The 15,823-nt window shown below is 59.3% G+C and carries 16 protein-coding genes; all 16 read right to left on the bottom strand.

Annotation, left to right across the window (positions count from 1 at the left end; all coding sequences use genetic code 11):
- Window positions 1-8: 8 nt before the first annotated feature.
- Window positions 9-1,274 (bottom strand): replication-associated recombination protein A, encoded by a 1,266-nt coding sequence (locus tag ACYU7Z_RS16555; RefSeq protein ID WP_460572483.1) that lies wholly within the window; start codon window positions 1,272-1,274, stop codon window positions 9-11.
- 274 nt (window positions 1,275-1,548) lie between these two features.
- Window positions 1,549-2,394, bottom strand: a complete 846-nt coding sequence (locus tag ACYU7Z_RS16560; RefSeq protein WP_460572485.1) for a DUF4846 domain-containing protein — start codon at window positions 2,392-2,394, stop codon at window positions 1,549-1,551.
- Between the two features lie 203 nt (window positions 2,395-2,597).
- Window positions 2,598-3,470, bottom strand: coding sequence for a prolyl oligopeptidase family serine peptidase (locus ACYU7Z_RS16565; protein WP_460572487.1), 873 nt, complete (start codon window positions 3,468-3,470; stop codon window positions 2,598-2,600).
- A 30-nt stretch (window positions 3,471-3,500) separates the two neighbouring features.
- Window positions 3,501-4,328 (bottom strand): alpha/beta hydrolase fold domain-containing protein, encoded by an 828-nt coding sequence (locus ACYU7Z_RS16570; protein WP_460572489.1) that lies wholly within the window; start codon window positions 4,326-4,328, stop codon window positions 3,501-3,503.
- A 418-nt stretch (window positions 4,329-4,746) separates the two neighbouring features.
- Complete coding sequence (locus ACYU7Z_RS16575; RefSeq protein WP_460572491.1) at window positions 4,747-5,229, bottom strand: hypothetical protein; 483 nt, start codon at window positions 5,227-5,229, stop codon at window positions 4,747-4,749.
- Window positions 5,230-5,272: 43 nt separating this feature from the next.
- On the bottom strand, window positions 5,273-7,102 hold the full coding sequence (gene aspS / locus ACYU7Z_RS16580; RefSeq protein WP_460572493.1) for an aspartate--tRNA ligase family protein: 1,830 nt from the start codon (window positions 7,100-7,102) through the stop codon (window positions 5,273-5,275).
- A gap of 96 nt (window positions 7,103-7,198) precedes the next feature.
- Window positions 7,199-8,362 carry a glutathionylspermidine synthase family protein gene (locus ACYU7Z_RS16585; protein WP_460572495.1) on the bottom strand — a complete coding sequence of 388 codons (1,164 nt, stop codon included), beginning with the start codon at window positions 8,360-8,362 and terminating at the stop codon, window positions 7,199-7,201.
- A 21-nt stretch (window positions 8,363-8,383) separates the two neighbouring features.
- The gene (locus ACYU7Z_RS16590) at window positions 8,384-8,725 is read right to left on the bottom strand and encodes a hypothetical protein (RefSeq protein ID WP_460572497.1); all 342 of its coding nucleotides are present in this window, start codon (window positions 8,723-8,725) and stop codon (window positions 8,384-8,386) included.
- Window positions 8,722-9,048, bottom strand: a complete 327-nt coding sequence (locus ACYU7Z_RS16595) for a hypothetical protein (RefSeq protein ID WP_460572499.1) — start codon at window positions 9,046-9,048, stop codon at window positions 8,722-8,724. The genes ACYU7Z_RS16590 and ACYU7Z_RS16595 overlap by 4 nt, the downstream gene beginning before the upstream one ends.
- 39 nt (window positions 9,049-9,087) lie before the next feature.
- Complete coding sequence (locus ACYU7Z_RS16600; RefSeq protein ID WP_460572501.1) at window positions 9,088-9,882, bottom strand: ABC transporter ATP-binding protein; 795 nt, start codon at window positions 9,880-9,882, stop codon at window positions 9,088-9,090.
- Between the two features lies 1 nt (window position 9,883).
- Window positions 9,884-10,657, bottom strand: a complete 774-nt coding sequence (locus ACYU7Z_RS16605) for an ABC transporter permease (protein WP_460572503.1) — start codon at window positions 10,655-10,657, stop codon at window positions 9,884-9,886.
- A 51-nt stretch (window positions 10,658-10,708) separates the two neighbouring features.
- Window positions 10,709-12,475 carry an OmpA family protein gene (locus tag ACYU7Z_RS16610; RefSeq protein WP_460572505.1) on the bottom strand — a complete coding sequence of 589 codons (1,767 nt, stop codon included), beginning with the start codon at window positions 12,473-12,475 and terminating at the stop codon, window positions 10,709-10,711.
- A gap of 81 nt (window positions 12,476-12,556) precedes the next feature.
- Complete coding sequence (locus tag ACYU7Z_RS16615; RefSeq protein WP_460572507.1) at window positions 12,557-13,549, bottom strand: hypothetical protein; 993 nt, start codon at window positions 13,547-13,549, stop codon at window positions 12,557-12,559.
- Window positions 13,550-13,567: 18 nt separating this feature from the next.
- A complete protein-coding gene (locus ACYU7Z_RS16620; protein ID WP_460572509.1) occupies window positions 13,568-14,167 on the bottom strand; it encodes a zinc ribbon domain-containing protein in 600 nt (199 codons plus the stop codon).
- 19 nt (window positions 14,168-14,186) lie between these two features.
- Window positions 14,187-14,348, bottom strand: a complete 162-nt coding sequence (locus ACYU7Z_RS16625; protein WP_460572511.1) for a hypothetical protein — start codon at window positions 14,346-14,348, stop codon at window positions 14,187-14,189.
- Between the two features lie 400 nt (window positions 14,349-14,748).
- Window positions 14,749-15,813 (bottom strand): NAD(P)/FAD-dependent oxidoreductase, encoded by a 1,065-nt coding sequence (locus ACYU7Z_RS16630; RefSeq protein ID WP_460572513.1) that lies wholly within the window; start codon window positions 15,811-15,813, stop codon window positions 14,749-14,751.
- Between the last annotated feature and the right edge of the window lie 10 nt (window positions 15,814-15,823).

Consider the following 15,823-nt stretch of genomic DNA (forward strand, 5'->3'; position numbering starts at 1 on the left):
ATATTCTATCAATACCCGTATTTACCGCCCCAGCGGCTTTTGAGAAACCTCCGGAGCTCCTCTTCGCGTGGCGTTTTGCCGGGTGTGTAGAAAGCGGTTCCTTTCAATTCTTCCGGGAGAAATTCCTGCTCGGCGAAGCTGCCTTCGTAGTCGTGAGCATACTTGTAATTTTTCCCGTAGCCCATCCGCTTCATCAGGCCCGTGGGTGCGTTGCGGATGTGCAGGGGCACCGGGAGGTCGCCCTTGTCGTGGACGGTCCGGATGGCGTCTTCGATGGCCACATAGGAGGCATTGCTCTTGGGTGATGATGCGAGGTAGGTGCAGCACTGCGCAAGAATGATCCGCGATTCGGGGTAGCCGATCTTGCTCACCGCGTCGAAGGTGGCGTTGGCGAGCACGAGGGCCGTCGGGTTGGCGTTGCCCACGTCCTCGGCGGCGAAGATGAGCATGCGGCGGGCGATGAACTTCACGTCCTCGCCGCCTTCGATCATCCGCGCCAGCCAGTAAATGGCGCCGTTGGGGTCGGAGCCGCGCATGCTTTTGATAAAGGCCGAGATGATGTCGTAGTGCTGCTCCCCGCTTTTGTCGTAGAGGGCGATCCGCTGCTGGGCCACTTCCATCACCACGGCATCGGTGATCACGATGGGCTCGCTTCCCTGCAACGCTTCCACCACCAGCTCGAAGAGGTTGAGCAGCTTCCGCGCATCGCCCCCGGAGATGGTCAGAAGGGCTTCCGATTCCTGCAGGTCGATCTGCTTTGTCTTCAGCCAGGGGTCGCGCTCCATCGCCTGCCGCAGCAGCGACACCAGGTCGTCGGGCGCAAGCGCCTTCAGTACATACACCTGGCAGCGGCTCAGGAGGGCCGAGTTGACTTCAAACGATGGGTTTTCGGTTGTGGCGCCGATGAGTGTTACTGTTCCTTTCTCCACCGCGCCGAGCAGCGCATCCTGCTGGCTTTTGTTGAAGCGGTGGATCTCGTCGATAAAGAGCACGGCGCCGGTCAGCTTCTGCGCCTGCGCGATGACGTCGCGGACTTCCTTCACACCCGAAGAGATGGCGCTGAGCTGGAAGAAAGGGACGTTGAGCGTATGCGCGATGATGTGGGCGATGGTCGTCTTGCCGGTACCCGGAGGTCCCCACAGGATCATGGAGGGGATCTTGCCATGCTGGATGGCCGTGCGCAGGATGGAACCGGGACCGGTGAGATGCTGCTGCCCGGCGAGGTCTTCGAGTGTTTCGGGGCGCATCCGTTCTGCTAGGGGAGCCGTAGTCATGGCCCAAAGTACTAAAAGACCAAGCCAGGCGGAGATGTCTGATGTCTGATGTCGGATTTCAGATGTTAGATGAGCGAAGTGGGAAGTCGGGAGTGGAGGATGCTGAGACGCCTTTGGCGTCATTGCGAGCGTAGCGAAGGAAACTCCACAAACCGAAAGCTCGTCCCAGCTAAGTACGCTTCAATGAAAATCTCTACTTGGCCGGAAGCACTCCGCTTAGCGGAGGAGTTTGCTTCGCTACGCTCGCAATGACGGGCTATCGCCCGCCAACCAGTTACCAGGTTCGCAGCTCATTAGCCTTAAAATCCCATTGCGGCGTCTCCAGTACCGTCCCGAAGTTGCTGCTGTACCAGGGCGAGCCGTCCCTGTTCGCTTCGTTTTTCAGCACATGGATGTCTTGCGCGGGCATGTAGCTCTGCGCCAGGAGAAACCGTTTTTCACCGCGTGCATTTTCCACCACATCCACCACGATAACGGCGTGGCCGGGCGAGCCGCCCCGGATGAAGACATCGCCGATGGAGAGCTCCGGCAGCGGCCGTGGCTTCAGTTGGCCCGCCAGCGAAAGCGTGCCGGCATAGGTAAACACAAGGTCGAGGTACTGGCGGAAGGAGCGGTATCCATCGTCGGGCGCAGCGGCCGTTCGCCAGAAGGCATGCCCGTTGCGGAGCCCGATGCGCTCGCCCCGCTGCCAGCGACGGTAGTCGGCGCGAAAGCCGTCGGAGAGGTGGAAGGAGATCTCGTTCTTTCGGCCGGCCGACCAGAGCCATTCGGCGCGGAGCCGCATTACCGCGTCGGCGCACTGCTGCAGGTCGCGGCTGCCCACGTCGAGGTCAAGCACGGCGGCATATACGTCGGCATCTTTCAGCGCACCGTTGTAGTAATGGACTTTCGCACCCGGAGGCTTCAGCGCCAGCCCGCGGAGGTATGCGGCAAAAGAGCCGGCTGCTGCGGGTTTGCGTACAAAGCCCGCAGGCGGCGGAAACCGCGTCTCGATCGTATTGCCCGGCGGGAGCGCAGCTGTTGTAGAACTACGGAAGGCCGGGGGCAGGCAAACGCGATGCTGATCGCAAGGGAACAGGAAAAGCAAACCTCCGACCAGGAAGGAAGGGAGCGCGGTCATGATTCCGGTTTCGGCTGGGATGCCGGGGCCGCGGAATTCCATAAGAAAGAGCCGGGAAAAGGTTCAGGAGGTTAAGATGGTTCAGAAGGTTCAGGGGGCCAGAGGGTCAGGGGGCAAGTGCTGGTTCCGGGCCACAACCGAGGCATTCACGATTGACGATTCACGATTGCCGGGTCCTGCTGCTCACCCGCTCACCGCTCACCTCACCTCACCCTTGCCTTCAGCCAGGTCGCCATCGAATCCAGCGCCTTGCCGAGCGTTGAGTCGGCGTACACGTGCTTCTCGCCGGGGTAGAAGAGGTAGCTGTGCGGGATGCCGTTGGATGCGAGACGCGCCTCGAGCGCATCGGTCTGGCCGTAGGGAACCACCGAGTCGAGCATGCCCTGCACCAGGAAGGTCGGGATGGTATGGAGCCCCACGAAGGTCTTTGGGCTTGATTCCTGGTACAGCACCGAGTTGCTCGCGGGCGATCCGCCCATCAGCTGCTGGAGGCGCCACTGGAGGGTCGAGGGCTGGTAGTTGTAAAAGTCTTCCAGGTCCGAAGGGCCGGAGAAGGCGGCGACGGCCTTGATGGCCACCGGGTTGGCGCGCTTGTACGACTGAAGCAGGGCAAGCTGGCCGCCGGTGCTGTAGCCGGCCAGTACGATGCGGTCGGAAATATGCCAGTTGACGCGGTTGTTATAGAGGTAGTTGATGGCCACCTGCAGGTCGGTTTCCTGGGCAGGAAACGCGTTGACCGGCGGGTTCGTATTGAGCCGGTAGTTGACGTTGGCGATGGCCCAGTTGGGAAGCGCCGTACGCAGCTGGCGCACCCAGCGCTGCAGGTCGCGCTTGTCGCCGGAGGCCCAGAAATCGCCGTTGCCGCCGTGAAGGAGTACCAACAGGGGGGTGCTGTCCTGGCTGCGGCCAGTAGGCAGGTAAAGATCAAGCTTGGTGGAGGTATCGCTGTCGTACGACAGGTTCATCAGGCTGTCCGCCGGCATGGGCGGCGCGTTCCAGGGATCGGTCGTATCGCGCGTGGTACAGGCTGTCAGCAACAACAAGGCGGCAAAGGCCGCCGTCAGCATCTTCGTCATAGCGTTAGTTGGTTCCCGAAAGTACGCGATTTAGCGTACATACACCTGCAGGAAGCGCTGGACCGTGTCAAACGAGCGTTGAAGCGTCGTCCCGTACCAGCCGTGCTGCGCCTTCGGGTAGAGCACCAGCTCGTGGGCTACGCCGGCGCCTTCGAGGCGGGCGGCAAGGGCGCGGCTCTGGGCCGGGTGTACCACCCCGTCGGAGCCGCCCTGGAGGATCAGCGTCGGGGGCACGCCGGGCCGCACCAGCCAGGCCGGCGAAGCCGCACGGTACAATTCGGGTGCTTCGGGATAGGTCTTCGCCAGTATCATTTGCAGCGCCAGCGGCACCAGCGGGTGCCAGGGCCGCTCCGCCATTGCCACGAGGTCGGTGGGGCCGAAGAAATCCACCACGGCCCTGATCGCGCTGTCGGGATGCCTGTAGGCATGAAGGAGCGCGAGGTGCGCGCCGGCGGAGGCGCCGAGGAGCACGATCTTTTGCGGGTCCACGCCGTAGCGGCCCGACTGCTCCTGCACAAAGCGAACCGCGGCCGCCACATCGGCTTCCTGCTCGCGGAGGAGGATGCTGCTTCCGTTGACAAGCCGGTAGTCGATGTTCACGAACGCATATTGCGGCATCCGCACCCGGAAGTCGCTGATGTAGCTGTTGAAGTCGGCCTTGTTGCCTCCGCTCCAGCCGCCGCCGTGCACGAGGATCATCACGGGTGTGCTGCGCTGACTGCGGCCGGCGGGCAGGTAAACGTCGAGGCGCTGCGCGCTGTCGCTTCCATACGAAACATTGGAAAGGGTATAGGGTGCAGCGGGATCGAGGGCCGGTTCGGTGCCCTGTCCCTGCTGGCAGGAAGTAAGTACGATCATGGCAAAAAGGAGGGAGAAAAAGGTTCGCATCTGCAACTTGCCGAAGCGCAAGATGTATGCCCCGAAGCGAGAAGGATTCGTTAATAGCCGTGCTTTTTTTTGAGCGTCACCCAACCTTTTCGCCCGCAGCACAGTATGTATTGTTATGAAGCGCTCGAGAGCTCCACTGCCCGGGGCCTTTGCCCAGCTAAACCTGCCCGAACTGCAAGCCGAAGAAAAGCGGCGGTCGAACCTCGTTCACGAACTTGGGTTCCGGCTGCTTGCCCTCTTGTTGGGGCTCGCTATTGCCGGTCTTTTCGCGGTTGCCCTGGCGCGTTGTTCCCCGGTGCCCAGGCCCGAACGGCCCGGCGGCACGCCCGTGCAACACTGAATGGTCGTTACACTATTTTCATTTTGCTAATGACACCGCGTATGTGGCTCAGCGAACGTACCAGGGGAAGCGCCCTTCGGCGAAGCCGCGTACTTTCTCATCGGCCTCCGCCTGCGGCGCCATCGCCAGCACCGCCGATGCGAGTCCCTGCAGGCTGCGCCGCGAATACAGCTTTGTGTTGAGCGTGGCCGGACGCCCGCCTTCGCCGGTAGCAAATACAAGCTCGAGCTGGCTCGATCTGCCCGACCAGACGCGGTGCACATACACCGAGCGCAGCGACTTCCATTCCAGCAACCGCTCGCCGGGCAGCGCTTTGAAGAGCAGGCCCTGCTGCGTTACGGCAACGGACACCGCGCGCAGCAGCAGGTAGATGATTACCGAGGCTACGATGCAGCCCGCCGTGATCCAGCCGATCGCCTTTTGCTGCGCCCAGTCGCGTCCATTAAAGAAGAAAGCCATGCACAGCGGCGCGAGCAGCGGGAGCAGGGCCGTGTATTTTCTGGGCTTATAGGTTTCCTCGGTGAGCAGCATAAAAAAAGTCCCGCGGCTGCGGGACTTAAAGATACTTCTTTGCTTATTCCGCGAGATTGAGTTTGATCTGCAGCTCGGTGAACTGCTTCGCATCGATCTCCGAGGGCGCGTCGAGCATGACGTCGCGGCCGCTGTTGTTCTTGGGGAAGGCGATAAAGTCGCGGATACTTTCGGAGCCGCCCAGGAGCGCACAGAGGCGGTCGAAGCCGAAGGCGATACCGCCATGGGGCGGCGCTCCGTACTCGAAGGCGCCAAGCAGGAAGCCGAACTTGTGCTGCGCTTCCTCCTCGCTCATGCCGAGGGCTGCGAACATCTTCTCCTGCAGCTGCCGCTGGAAGATCCGGATGGAGCCGCCGCCGATCTCGTTGCCGTTGAGCACCATGTCGTACGCGTTGGCCTTGATCCCCGAATAGGGATGCTCCAGGTATTTTTCCGGGTTATCGATCTCCGGGTTATTGTCGATCATCGTTGCGATCTGGTCGGGCTTCGGCGCCGTGAAGGGGTGGTGACGGGCCACCCAGCGGTTGTCTTCTTCGGCATATTCAAACAGCGGGAAGTCAAGCACCCACAGCAGCCTGAATTCGTCCTTGCGGCGAAGCCCGAGACGCTCGCCCAGCTCGAGGCGAAGCTCGGAGATCGCTTTGCGTGTGCGCTCTTCTGCGCCCGCGAGTATCAGCACGAGGTCACCTGCCTGCGCACCGGCTGCATCGGCAATGGCTTTCAGCTTTTCCTCGCTATAGAATTTATCAACGGAGCTCTTGTAGGTACCGTCGGCATTGCAGCGAATGAATACAAGTCCTTTCATCCCTATCTGCGGACGCTTCACCCAATCGGTGAGCTCGTCGGTCTGCTTGCGGCTGTACTCACTGCAACCCGGCACCGCGATCGCAAGCACGGTCTCGGCTTCGTCGAATACTTTGAAATCTGCACCGTTGATCAGCGCGCCGTTGGCTTCCAGCACACCCGTTCGGCGGAAGGCCGACTTGAGGTTGGCGAGCTTCATCCCGAAGCGGATGTCGGGCTTGTCGTTGCCGTAGTGCCACATGGCTTCTTCCCAGGTGGTGCGCTCTACCGCATCGCTGTAATCGATGCCTTTTACCTCTTTGAAAATGTATTTCACCAGTCCCTCGAACATGTTGAGGATGTCTTCCTGCTCCACGAAGGCCATCTCGCAGTCGATCTGCGTGAACTCGGGCTGCCGGTCGGCGCGGAGGTCCTCGTCGCGGAAGCACTTCACGATCTGGTAATAGCGGTCATAGCCGCTCACCATCAGCAGCTGCTTGAAGGTTTGCGGGCTTTGCGGCAGCGCGTAGAATTGTCCCGGGTTCATCCGCGAGGGCACCACGAAGTCGCGCGCGCCCTCGGGAGTGCTTTTGATAAGAAACGGCGTCTCGATATCCATGAAGCCGTTCTGGTGCAGGTAGTCGCGCGTGGCGCGGTTGACGGCATAGCGCAGCTCGATATTCTTTTTGACGGCGCCGCGGCGCAGGTCGAGGTAGCGGTATTTCATCCGGAGGTCGTCGCCGCCGTCGGTGTCGTCCTGGATGGTAAAGGGCGGAACCGCGCTCCGGTTGAGGATCGTAAACGAAGTGATCGTGAGCTCGATCTCGCCCGTCGGAATGTTGGGGTTCTTGTTGGTGCGCTCCGTAACGGTGCCCGTGGCCTGCAGCACAAACTCACGGCCCAGCGGGTCGGCGTCGAGTTGCGGGTTCAGCTCCTCGTTGAAATACAGCTGCGTGATGCCGTAGCGGTCGCGCAGGTCCACGAACGTGATGGAGCCGAATTTCCGGATGCTTTGCACCCAGCCGGCGAGGGTGACGGTGCTGCCGGCGTGTTGCAGGCGAAGCTCGCCACAGGTATGAGAACGGAACATAGGTCTGATTTGGGCGCCAAAGATAATGTCGGATGTAGGATGTCTGGTGGCTGAAATAGGGGAGAAGTCAATATATCAGACATCATCCATCAGAGATCAGCCATCTATCAGGTGCGGCACAAAGCGGCTTTTGTTGTCCGTCACCAGGCCATCGGCTTCGCGGATGCCCATCCCCGCGGGTTCCTGGCCGATGATCCAGGAGCCGATGACCGGGTAGTTTCCGTCGAATTCCGGCAGCTCGAAGAGCTCCTGGAACACATAGCCCTCGCGGCCGTAATGGCCGTCGGTATACTGCTCCAGCTGCCCGTCGCGCACGATATGCACGTTGGCGCCCTCGCGCCCGAGGATCGGCTTTTTGACAAACCGGGTCATGTCTTTCGGATCGAAGTAGGCCGGCAGCAGCAGCGGATGACCGGGGTACAGCTCCCACAGCACGGCAAGAATGGCCTTGTTGGAAAGGATCATCTTCCAGGCGGGTTCGATCCAGAAGGCGCGGTTGCGGTCTTCCGGGATCTTCTTCCCGAAATCATCCTGCAGCAGCCATTCCCAGGGATAGAGCTTGAAGATATTCCGGATCGGCTGCTCCTGGCCGTCAACAAACTCGTTGCGATCGGCGTCCCAACCGATATCATCCACGAATACCAGCTTCGTATCGAGCCCGGCTTGCATCGCGCAGTCGCGGATATACTCCGTGTTCGTCAGGTCTTCGAGTGTTTCCTTCAGGCAGGTAAAATGGAGCATCGGTCCCGCGAGGTTGGCCTTTGCATCCGCACCGACATTCAGGTATGGCTTCAGGTAGCGCCAGGTGTCGATCAGTTTTTCGTGGATGCTGTTGAACTGGTCTTTGTCTTTCGCGAAATCCTGGAGCCAGAACCATTGCACGATGCCCGCTTCGTAAAGGCTCGTTGGCGTGTCGGCATTGAACTCGAGCAGCTTGATCTGGCCGTTCTTGTAGCAAAGATCGAAGCGGCCATAGAGCGCCGGGTGGTCTTCGGTCCAGCTCCGCGCGATAAGGGGCACGATCCATTCGGGGATCGCGAATTCGGCGTAGCGCCCTTCGTCGAGCACGTGCTGCACGGCATGCAGGCACATGTCCCACAATTCGGCGGTTGCCCGTTCGAGCTGCAGGATCTCGTCCATTGCAAATGAGTAGTAAGCGCTTTCATCCCAATAGGGAACGTTGGTTGTATGAAAGCCAAAGCCAAGCGCCTCCACCGACTTCTGCCAGTTGTGGCGCGGGCTGATGCTATGTCGTTGCATGATGTCCTGTTTTGTGCCCCGTCACGACGAGACGCTGAAGGCGCCGCGCCCGAAGCCACCCCGCGTGACGCCGCTTTTAAAATTGTTGCTCCCAACGTTCGAGGAAGGGTGAAGTGCATCGGAGTAATAACCCGCACGCTGGTAGGAGTTGCCATAGTAGTTGCCGTAGGGGCGGAAGGCATAGTACCAGAGTGCTGCGCCGCCGCCATGGTAGCGGTGCGCGCGGGTATACGGGGCTGTCGTGTCGCTTCGCAGGTAGACGCCCTCTTTTGTGTCGCCGCTGTCCCATTCTTTCTTCGGCTGGTTGCAGGACGCGAGTGCCGCGGTGATCAGGATAAGCTCGATGTGGCGGGTCTTTTTCATTTTACGGTCAGGTAGATTTCGTAATCTTTTTTCACGGTCACGGGCTTTTGGTCGCCTTCCTCGTTTTCGGCAACGGTATGCTCGAGGCCAAGTGCCGGCAGGGTGTCGGTATACACGATCGTGCGGTATACTGTATCGCGAACCCACACTTTGTGGCGTGTGCTGAGCAGCCGGTGCGCGCTGTCCAGGTCGGTTACTTCGAGCGTCGACTCCACCGAGCCGTTGTGGTTCACGTCGCGCGTGATGTCCTCTTCTTCGTCTTTGTCATTGCAGGCGCCGAGGGCAAGGGTCAGCGCGGCGGCCAGCAGTATTTTTTTTGACATGCATTTGTATTAGCGGTTCGAAAATTACCTCATTCCTGCTTACAGGCAGGCGCCGATTTCCTCCACGGTATCGCGGAACCCGGGCAGGCGGCGAATCTCTGGCTCCCAGGCGAGTCCCCGGTCGATCAGGTCCATTGTGTGTGTGATCGTGGCACCCGCGATCCCCGGGCGCTGGCCCAGTACAAATACGGTATCCGACAAAGCAACCGAGGCCGCGATGTCGTGCGATACGATGAGCAGCGTTTTTCGCTCGTGGCTGAGTGAAACGTTTCGCAGCAGCGCCGATACTTTTTCGATCATGCACAGGTCAAGACCCGAGAAGGGCTCGTCGAGCAGGAGGAAGTCGGCGCCCTTCAGCAGTTGCTGGAGGATGGAAGCCCGTTGCCGCTGTCCGCCCGAAAGCTGCTGGGGGTAGCATTGCAGGCGGTCTGCCAGCCCGAAGTCGGCGGCGTAGCCGTTGATCGCTTCCTTCGCATTCGCGCGCAGCGAATCGTTCTGCCGCGCGGCAAGCCACAGCGATTCGTACAGCGTGCGCCATTCGAACAGGTAATAGTTCTGGAAAATGACACCCATGTCGCCGGCCCGTACCGGTCGCGTGCCGTCGAGCAATACGGCGCCTTTGTCGGGAATTTCCAGGCCGGCAAGCAGGCGAAACAGCTGGGTCTTCCCGATGCCGCTTCGCCCGATAAGGCTTACCACCTGCCCCTGCGCCACGCCGGGCCGCGTGATGTTGCGGATCGTAAAGTTGATGTCGCTGAGTATGGGCCGGCCATTGATGCTGCGTTCGAGCCCTTGAACGTCGAGCAGCACTTCTTCTTTCTGGTAGGTTTGCATCTTATAAGGTTTTAAAGCGGGTGTAGGGAAAAAGCCAGCGGCGCAATCCGCCGAGCGCGGCATCGAAGCCGAGGCCGGTTGCGAAGAGCACCACCTGCAGGGCCAGTACATGCGGGAGATCGTTGTATTTACTGTACTTGATCAGCAGGGTGCCGATGCCGCCCTCGCTCATGTTGAGGCCTTCGACGAGCGTGATCATCAGCCAGGCCATCGCGAAGTTTTGCCGCAGCAGTTCCAGCACCTTGTCGGCTTTGCCGATCACAACGGTCTCGTATAGCGCCGCCCAGTTGCTGTAGCCGAGGGTTTTGCACAACTCGAATTCCTGCGGGTTGCTCGATTCCAGAACCGACAGAAAGGACGTGACAAAAAACGGCAGCATGCCGAACACCAGGAGCGACAGCTTGAGCTGGCCTCCATCGCGGGTAAGCAGCGTGAACACAAAGACGAGACCCGTGATCGTGAGGTAGCGGCAGGCGATCAGGAACCGGGCAAGCCCGCGGAAGAAGGGCAGTACCGAAGCGTAGCCAAGTACGAGTGTGAGCACGATCGATAGTGCGAGCGCTTCGAGCGTCAGGCCGAGGCTCACAAACACCTGCTCCCAGAGTACGCGGCTTTGGACAAGGTTTCCCAATGCGTTGCCCACCGACAACGGGCCGGGTAAGAGACCGTGGGCGTATCGCTGCCAGAAAATGAGGACCAGCAGCAGCTGGCCTCCAAGCAGCAGGAGCGTGTTTTTCCTGCTGATAAGTTCAAAAGGTGTGAACAAGCGTTTCATAATCGTTTGGTTTGGAAAGGAGGGACGCATTGCAGCGCCCCTCCTGGTTTGTTATTCGCCGAGTACGATTTCGACGCGGCGGTTCTGACGGCGGCCCGCTTCGGTGCTGTTGTCGGCAACGGGCTGGCTGGCGCCAAAGCCTTTCGATTCAACGCGGTCGTTGCGGAGCCCCTTGCGCAGCAGGTAGGCTTTCACGGCGGCGGCGCGTTGTTCGGAAAGCGAACGGTTCAGGGCATCGGAGCCGGCGGCATCGGTGTGGCCGTATACGCCCACTTTAAGGCCTTCGGCAACGACGGCCGACGAGAAGATCTCATCCAGCACAGCGTAGGACTGCGGGTCGATGCTCGCCGAGCCGGTTTCGAATACTATGCGGTAGGATTTTGAAGAAACCTCCGACGTGATATTCGCGGCATAACGCGCTTCGAGTGCCTTGCCCTGGAGCAATTCGGGGTGATTCGAGATCACCGAGAACAGGAACGACTTGTCGACGGCTTTCTCATAGGGCAGGTACGAAGGCATCAGCGAGGGGTAGAGCTGCACCATGAGACTACCGAAGGTGTTGTACACGGCCTTGTAGCGGTCTACATGGTCGGCGCCAAGTCCGTAGGTGTTGGCCATGTCGGCCAGGTTGAAGACCATCGAGCCACCCAGCGAAACCTTGAGGCCCTGCAGGTCCTTTTCTTCCACACCGTTGTAGTACTTCAGCCAGTACGCGGCGTCCTGCTCGTTGTATACTTCAGCACTGACGCGGGCGGCGAATTGCTTCGCCCCGGCAAAGGAGCGTACCTGGTCGCCGGCCTGTGCGAGCGCCATGATCATATTCTCGACATCGGTGCGGTGGTCATAAGCCCACTTCTTGATGGCGATGGTCTGGTTGGGCATCTGCGCCGCATACTGGCGGGTGCTTGCGATGGTCACCAGTCCGCCCTTCTTGCTGGCCACGTTTACGTCGCCCGGTGTCCAGGTGGCAACGGCATCCACGCCCACGACAGTGTCCCTGCCGGTTGTGCGGCCGCCTTCAACGAGCTTGCGTTTCTCGCTGTAGCCGGCGATATACTTGGCCGGGGCATCGAGGAAGTCGGCTGCTGCAATGAGGTTGATGGCGTTGCGGTCCCAGGTCGTTTCGTCGGGGTTAACGCGCAGGCCATTATCGCCCGCCCACTTGAGCAGGATGTTGATATCGCCGTCGCGCAGCACACCGGCCACCGAGTGGCCCACGGCGTTGCGGGGATCCTGTTTCCAGGATTGCGGACCCATCACCTGGTCTTCGCCGTACGATTTACCGTGCGCCATCGGCAGGATGATGGGCTGGTACTCCGGGCCAAGGGGCTCGAGCTCTTTGGAAAGTGCCGTCATAAAGGCCGGCATACCATCGCCCATGAACGTGATCAGCACCGCCGGCGTTGCGGGATCGTCTTTGTACGACTGGGCAAACTTCACCAAGTCGGCCATCTGCTTGTTGCAGTCGTCCTGGCGCAGGTAGGTGATGTCTACTTTGGCGGCATCGAAGAGTGATCCCTTCGTGGTGCGCACCCCACCGTTGGCATACATACCGGAGAACTGGCTGTTCCAGGCCATCCGCTCCCAGGTGATGCGGGTGCCACCGTTGCCGGAAGGCTCGGTCGAGGGAAGCGGCAATTGAACGGCATTGGCGGAAAGCGAAGCTTCGGGCGCATCAGGGAGCGCCACCTTGCCAAGCACGAGCGATTCGGTTACCGCTTTCGGGCGGCTCTGGTACCAGCGCACACTTAGAATACCAACGGTTACGATCGAGGCAATAACTAAAAGCTTGCCTGCAGGTTTGAGTTTGAGTGTCATTTTATTGAAGTTTATTGTTTGCGATTTGTTGTACGTAGTTTGGTTCAGGTAACGATTCTGTGATACGACCAACGATTGCCGTTAGTCCAGGAGTCCGCGGTAGCGGTCGGCAACCGTCACGCCTTTCAGATGGCCTTCGTCCTTGTTTTTTTCGAGCGACTGGCTGCTGTAGTGGAAGTCGGAGCGTGCATCGAAGCCATGGATCATCTCGAGCACCTGCGAAGCCTTGGCTTTGTCTTCCAGCACGCGGTCATCCATGAACTTCGAGGTGAGGTCGATGGCCGACTTGATATGCCCGATCTTTTCGTTGATCTGTGTCTTCAGGAGGGCCAGGGCGCGGTCCGCATCGCGGTTGAGCTCGTCATCGCCCTTGAACGCGCGCAGCGCGCTCGATACAGCCGACATGCCCGTTGTTACCGAATAATAGAGGTCTTTCTTCGCCTCCAGATCCAGCTTGGCATCTTCGAGCATGATCCCGCTTTCCTCGTAAGCCGCATCGGCAAACGAGATGAGCTTTCCGAGGTCGCCGACGATCGGTGTTACGTTGTCGATATACTCACGGCAGCGCAGCACGTTGTTGGCATAAAGGTCCATCTGCCGGGGCGCGGCGCCTTCCGATTGCAGCACTTTCACCTTGCGTATGTTGAGCTGCATTTCGCCGTCTTTTTCCTTCAGCTTTTCCTGGAGCTCGCTATGCTTTCCTTTGAGCTTGACGGTTTGCTTATAAAGCGTATTCCGGTCGGAGTGGCCCTGGTCGATACGGGCCTGCAGGATGGCAAACGGATTCAGCTCGATGGCCAGGCCTATGCTGTAATTCGCCAGGAACTCGGAGAGGTATTTCAGGGCCCTCCAGAACTTCCGGTTGCTGACGAGCAGCAGCAGGAATCCCAGTACCACACCTGCGATGATCAGGTTTACGAGGTTCCAGGCAACCGTTGTCAGCCACGGAAGAACGTAGGTGACGAATGCATAGCCCAGCCCGCCCGCGAGGGCAAGTCCGGTGATAGCCGTGGCGATGTTTTTGGGCTCAGACCAGTAGCCTGAACTATTTGTTTTTTGAATTGCGTTGATCATTGTGTTTGTGTTTTGTCGTTAGGAAATATGTTTCTGGATCTTCTCCAGGTGTTGCCGGATACGTGCCTGCTCTTCCGAAAGCACCAACTGGTAGGCTGTGCGCGCACCTTCGAGCTTTCCGCTGTTCGCTTCGATCTCCGCTTTCAGGGTGCTTATTCGATCCTGCAACGAAGCCAGTTCGGCGCTCAGTTCGGCAATCCGCCGCTGCTGCGCTTCGAGTTCCGTTTCGCGGGCTTCTACTTTTTCGGTCGCGGCCGACGCCAGCGAAGCAATAAAGCGCTGCGCGTCTTCTTCGAGCAAGTGCAGGTACTGCTGTGCCGATTCGACAAGTCGTTGCTTGTTGAGCCCCTGCACCTGCAGGCCTGCAAAGGCCGCCTGGTAGCGTGCGCCTTCCTCCGGAAGCATGTTCATCGCGGCGGTCATCCGCGCGAACTCGTAGTAGTCCGGGCCGGGAAGATTGGCCTCGTCGAGCAAGTGCGCAAAATGCCTGCGGAACTTGTCCAGTTCGGCGCTGTCTGCTTTCGTTTGTGCATTAACGTTAGTTGGCGGCGCATTCGCGGGCCTTGGCTCTTCCGGCATCTCTACGAGTGCCGAAAGAATCTTCTTTCCAATGTTCATATGTAGTGGTTTTTGTTCCTTACACGAAGGGGCTGCATCGGATCAGGTCCTGCAGGCGCTCCGCCGGGAAATCAAATCCAGGCAGGAGCACGCCACGGGCCGGGTAGTGCAACCAGGTTGCTGCCAGCAGCAGGATAAATGCCATAGCAATTCCTGCGGCCAGGCTGAAAAACTTTTTCATGGCCGAATGTTAAGCAACGAAAAACCGTTGCGGTTGCTCCCGGTCAGGGGAGCGGTAAAAGCTTCTGGGAAATCTGTGTGCTGTTCTTTAGCAGGGAAGGGGTCAGGACAGTCAGGAGATCGTTGCCGGGGGCTTTACACGCTGACGGAAGCGGGCAAACAAGGCATCGAGTATGTGTGTCATTTTCAGTAGCGCAGTGCGCCGTTTGATTTGAAGAATCAAAGATAAATGCAGCGGGAGCAGGCCACAAAAGGAATCCGGTAGGAGCGGTATGTTTGCTTTCACAAATGGTTAAGTACCTGTGATGACCGGTAAAATAGGTGGTTCAGCGCAAATATAAGAGGCTGAGCGGCCTTATTTGGAACGTTGTTGCAAATTGGGCAGCCCCGTAGATCTACGGTCAGGCGCTTTTCGAAAGCAGGCGGCTGAAGCGGCGGACATCCGCTTCCGGGGTAAGGGGCGCACCGTGAAGCAGGTGGTTGGTTAACTGCTGGGCGAAGTAGGGGGCAAGGGAGGTTCCTTTGGTGCCCAGGCCATTGAAGATGCCGATCTGCGGATGTACCGGATGGAGTCCGACAAAGGGGCGGCGCTCGACTGTTGCCGGCCGCACGGCGGCCTTGTGGCCGATAACGGAGAAGGGCAACCGTAAAAAGCTTTCCAGCAGCGCGATCGTTTTTTCCCGGAAGGCTTCAGTCGGGCCGGAGTCCAGCTCGTTCCACGCATAGCTCGAGCCTGCCCAGAATGTGTGCTGCACCGAAAGCGGCGCGAGCAGGAATCCCTTTTTATAAATATGATCGGGCGAAAGATCGCGGCATTCGATGATCAGGGCTTCGCCTTTATTGAGTGCATAAGGAAGTAGTTGAAACCAGGGATTGCCGGGTCCGGCTGCGCCTTCGCAAAAGATGATCTTTTCTGCAGTCACGCTGCGGTACTGCACCGAACCGTCGCGCAGCTGCAGCTCGTCGTGGTCGAAGCTCCCGGAGAGCAGCGCATTTGTATCCAGCAGCATCTTGCGGATGTCAGCCAGCAGCAGTGAAAGACTCGTTACATAGGCAGGTGCGATCTGTCCGCATCCAAAGTCATAGCGCAACTGGTCGTTGAAGCGGTTCTGGTCAGGGTAAGCGCTCATGTACGTATTGCCGCCCTGTACCAGGTCGACAAACAAATTGCGCGCATCCGGCCCCGGGAAGAATTCAACAATGTTCTTACGGTGTATGTAGGTCGTGTTGAAATGATTTCCGAGATCGGAGTAGGTCTTCCAGGCGAAAGGATGCAGCTCGTCGGCTTTCCACGTGGTGTGGTAGCGACGGCCCGTAACCGGGTTGATGATACCCGCAGCCACCTTGGAGGCGGTCGCGTCCGCTTCCTTGTCAACCACGCACACGCGCTTCCCTTCCTGTAGCAGGAACCAGGCGAGAAGCGAGCCGGCTATGCCCTGCCCGACAATAAGGTAGTCGACCGTCATGCGTCAAAAA

This window comes from Flaviaestuariibacter terrae, from assembly GCF_054777635.1.

Bases quoted from the DNA above. Each gene is read 5' to 3' on its own strand.
- ACYU7Z_RS16630 (WP_460572513.1), bottom strand. From the start codon at position 15,813: ATGACGGTCGACTACCTTATTGTCGGGCAGGGCATAGCCGGCTCGCTT.
- ACYU7Z_RS16595 (WP_460572499.1), bottom strand. From the start codon at position 9,048: ATGTCAAAAAAAATACTGCTGGCCGCCGCGCTGACCCTTGCCCTCGGC.
- ACYU7Z_RS16560 (WP_460572485.1), bottom strand. From the start codon at position 2,394: ATGACCGCGCTCCCTTCCTTCCTGGTCGGAGGTTTGCTTTTCCTGTTC.
- ACYU7Z_RS16605 (WP_460572503.1), bottom strand. From the start codon at position 10,657: ATGAAACGCTTGTTCACACCTTTTGAACTTATCAGCAGGAAAAACACG.
- ACYU7Z_RS16625 (WP_460572511.1), bottom strand. From the start codon at position 14,348: ATGAAAAAGTTTTTCAGCCTGGCCGCAGGAATTGCTATGGCATTTATC.
- ACYU7Z_RS16610 (WP_460572505.1), bottom strand. From the start codon at position 12,475: ATGACACTCAAACTCAAACCTGCAGGCAAGCTTTTAGTTATTGCCTCG.
- ACYU7Z_RS16575 (WP_460572491.1), bottom strand. From the start codon at position 5,229: ATGCTGCTCACCGAGGAAACCTATAAGCCCAGAAAATACACGGCCCTG.
- ACYU7Z_RS16590 (WP_460572497.1), bottom strand. From the start codon at position 8,725: ATGAAAAAGACCCGCCACATCGAGCTTATCCTGATCACCGCGGCACTC.
- ACYU7Z_RS16615 (WP_460572507.1), bottom strand. From the start codon at position 13,549: ATGATCAACGCAATTCAAAAAACAAATAGTTCAGGCTACTGGTCTGAG.
- ACYU7Z_RS16620 (WP_460572509.1), bottom strand. From the start codon at position 14,167: ATGAACATTGGAAAGAAGATTCTTTCGGCACTCGTAGAGATGCCGGAA.
- ACYU7Z_RS16555 (WP_460572483.1), bottom strand. From the start codon at position 1,274: ATGACTACGGCTCCCCTAGCAGAACGGATGCGCCCCGAAACACTCGAA.
- ACYU7Z_RS16585 (WP_460572495.1), bottom strand. From the start codon at position 8,362: ATGCAACGACATAGCATCAGCCCGCGCCACAACTGGCAGAAGTCGGTG.
- ACYU7Z_RS16600 (WP_460572501.1), bottom strand. From the start codon at position 9,882: ATGCAAACCTACCAGAAAGAAGAAGTGCTGCTCGACGTTCAAGGGCTC.
- ACYU7Z_RS16570 (WP_460572489.1), bottom strand. From the start codon at position 4,328: ATGATCGTACTTACTTCCTGCCAGCAGGGACAGGGCACCGAACCGGCC.
- aspS (WP_460572493.1), bottom strand. From the start codon at position 7,102: ATGTTCCGTTCTCATACCTGTGGCGAGCTTCGCCTGCAACACGCCGGC.
- ACYU7Z_RS16565 (WP_460572487.1), bottom strand. From the start codon at position 3,470: ATGACGAAGATGCTGACGGCGGCCTTTGCCGCCTTGTTGTTGCTGACA.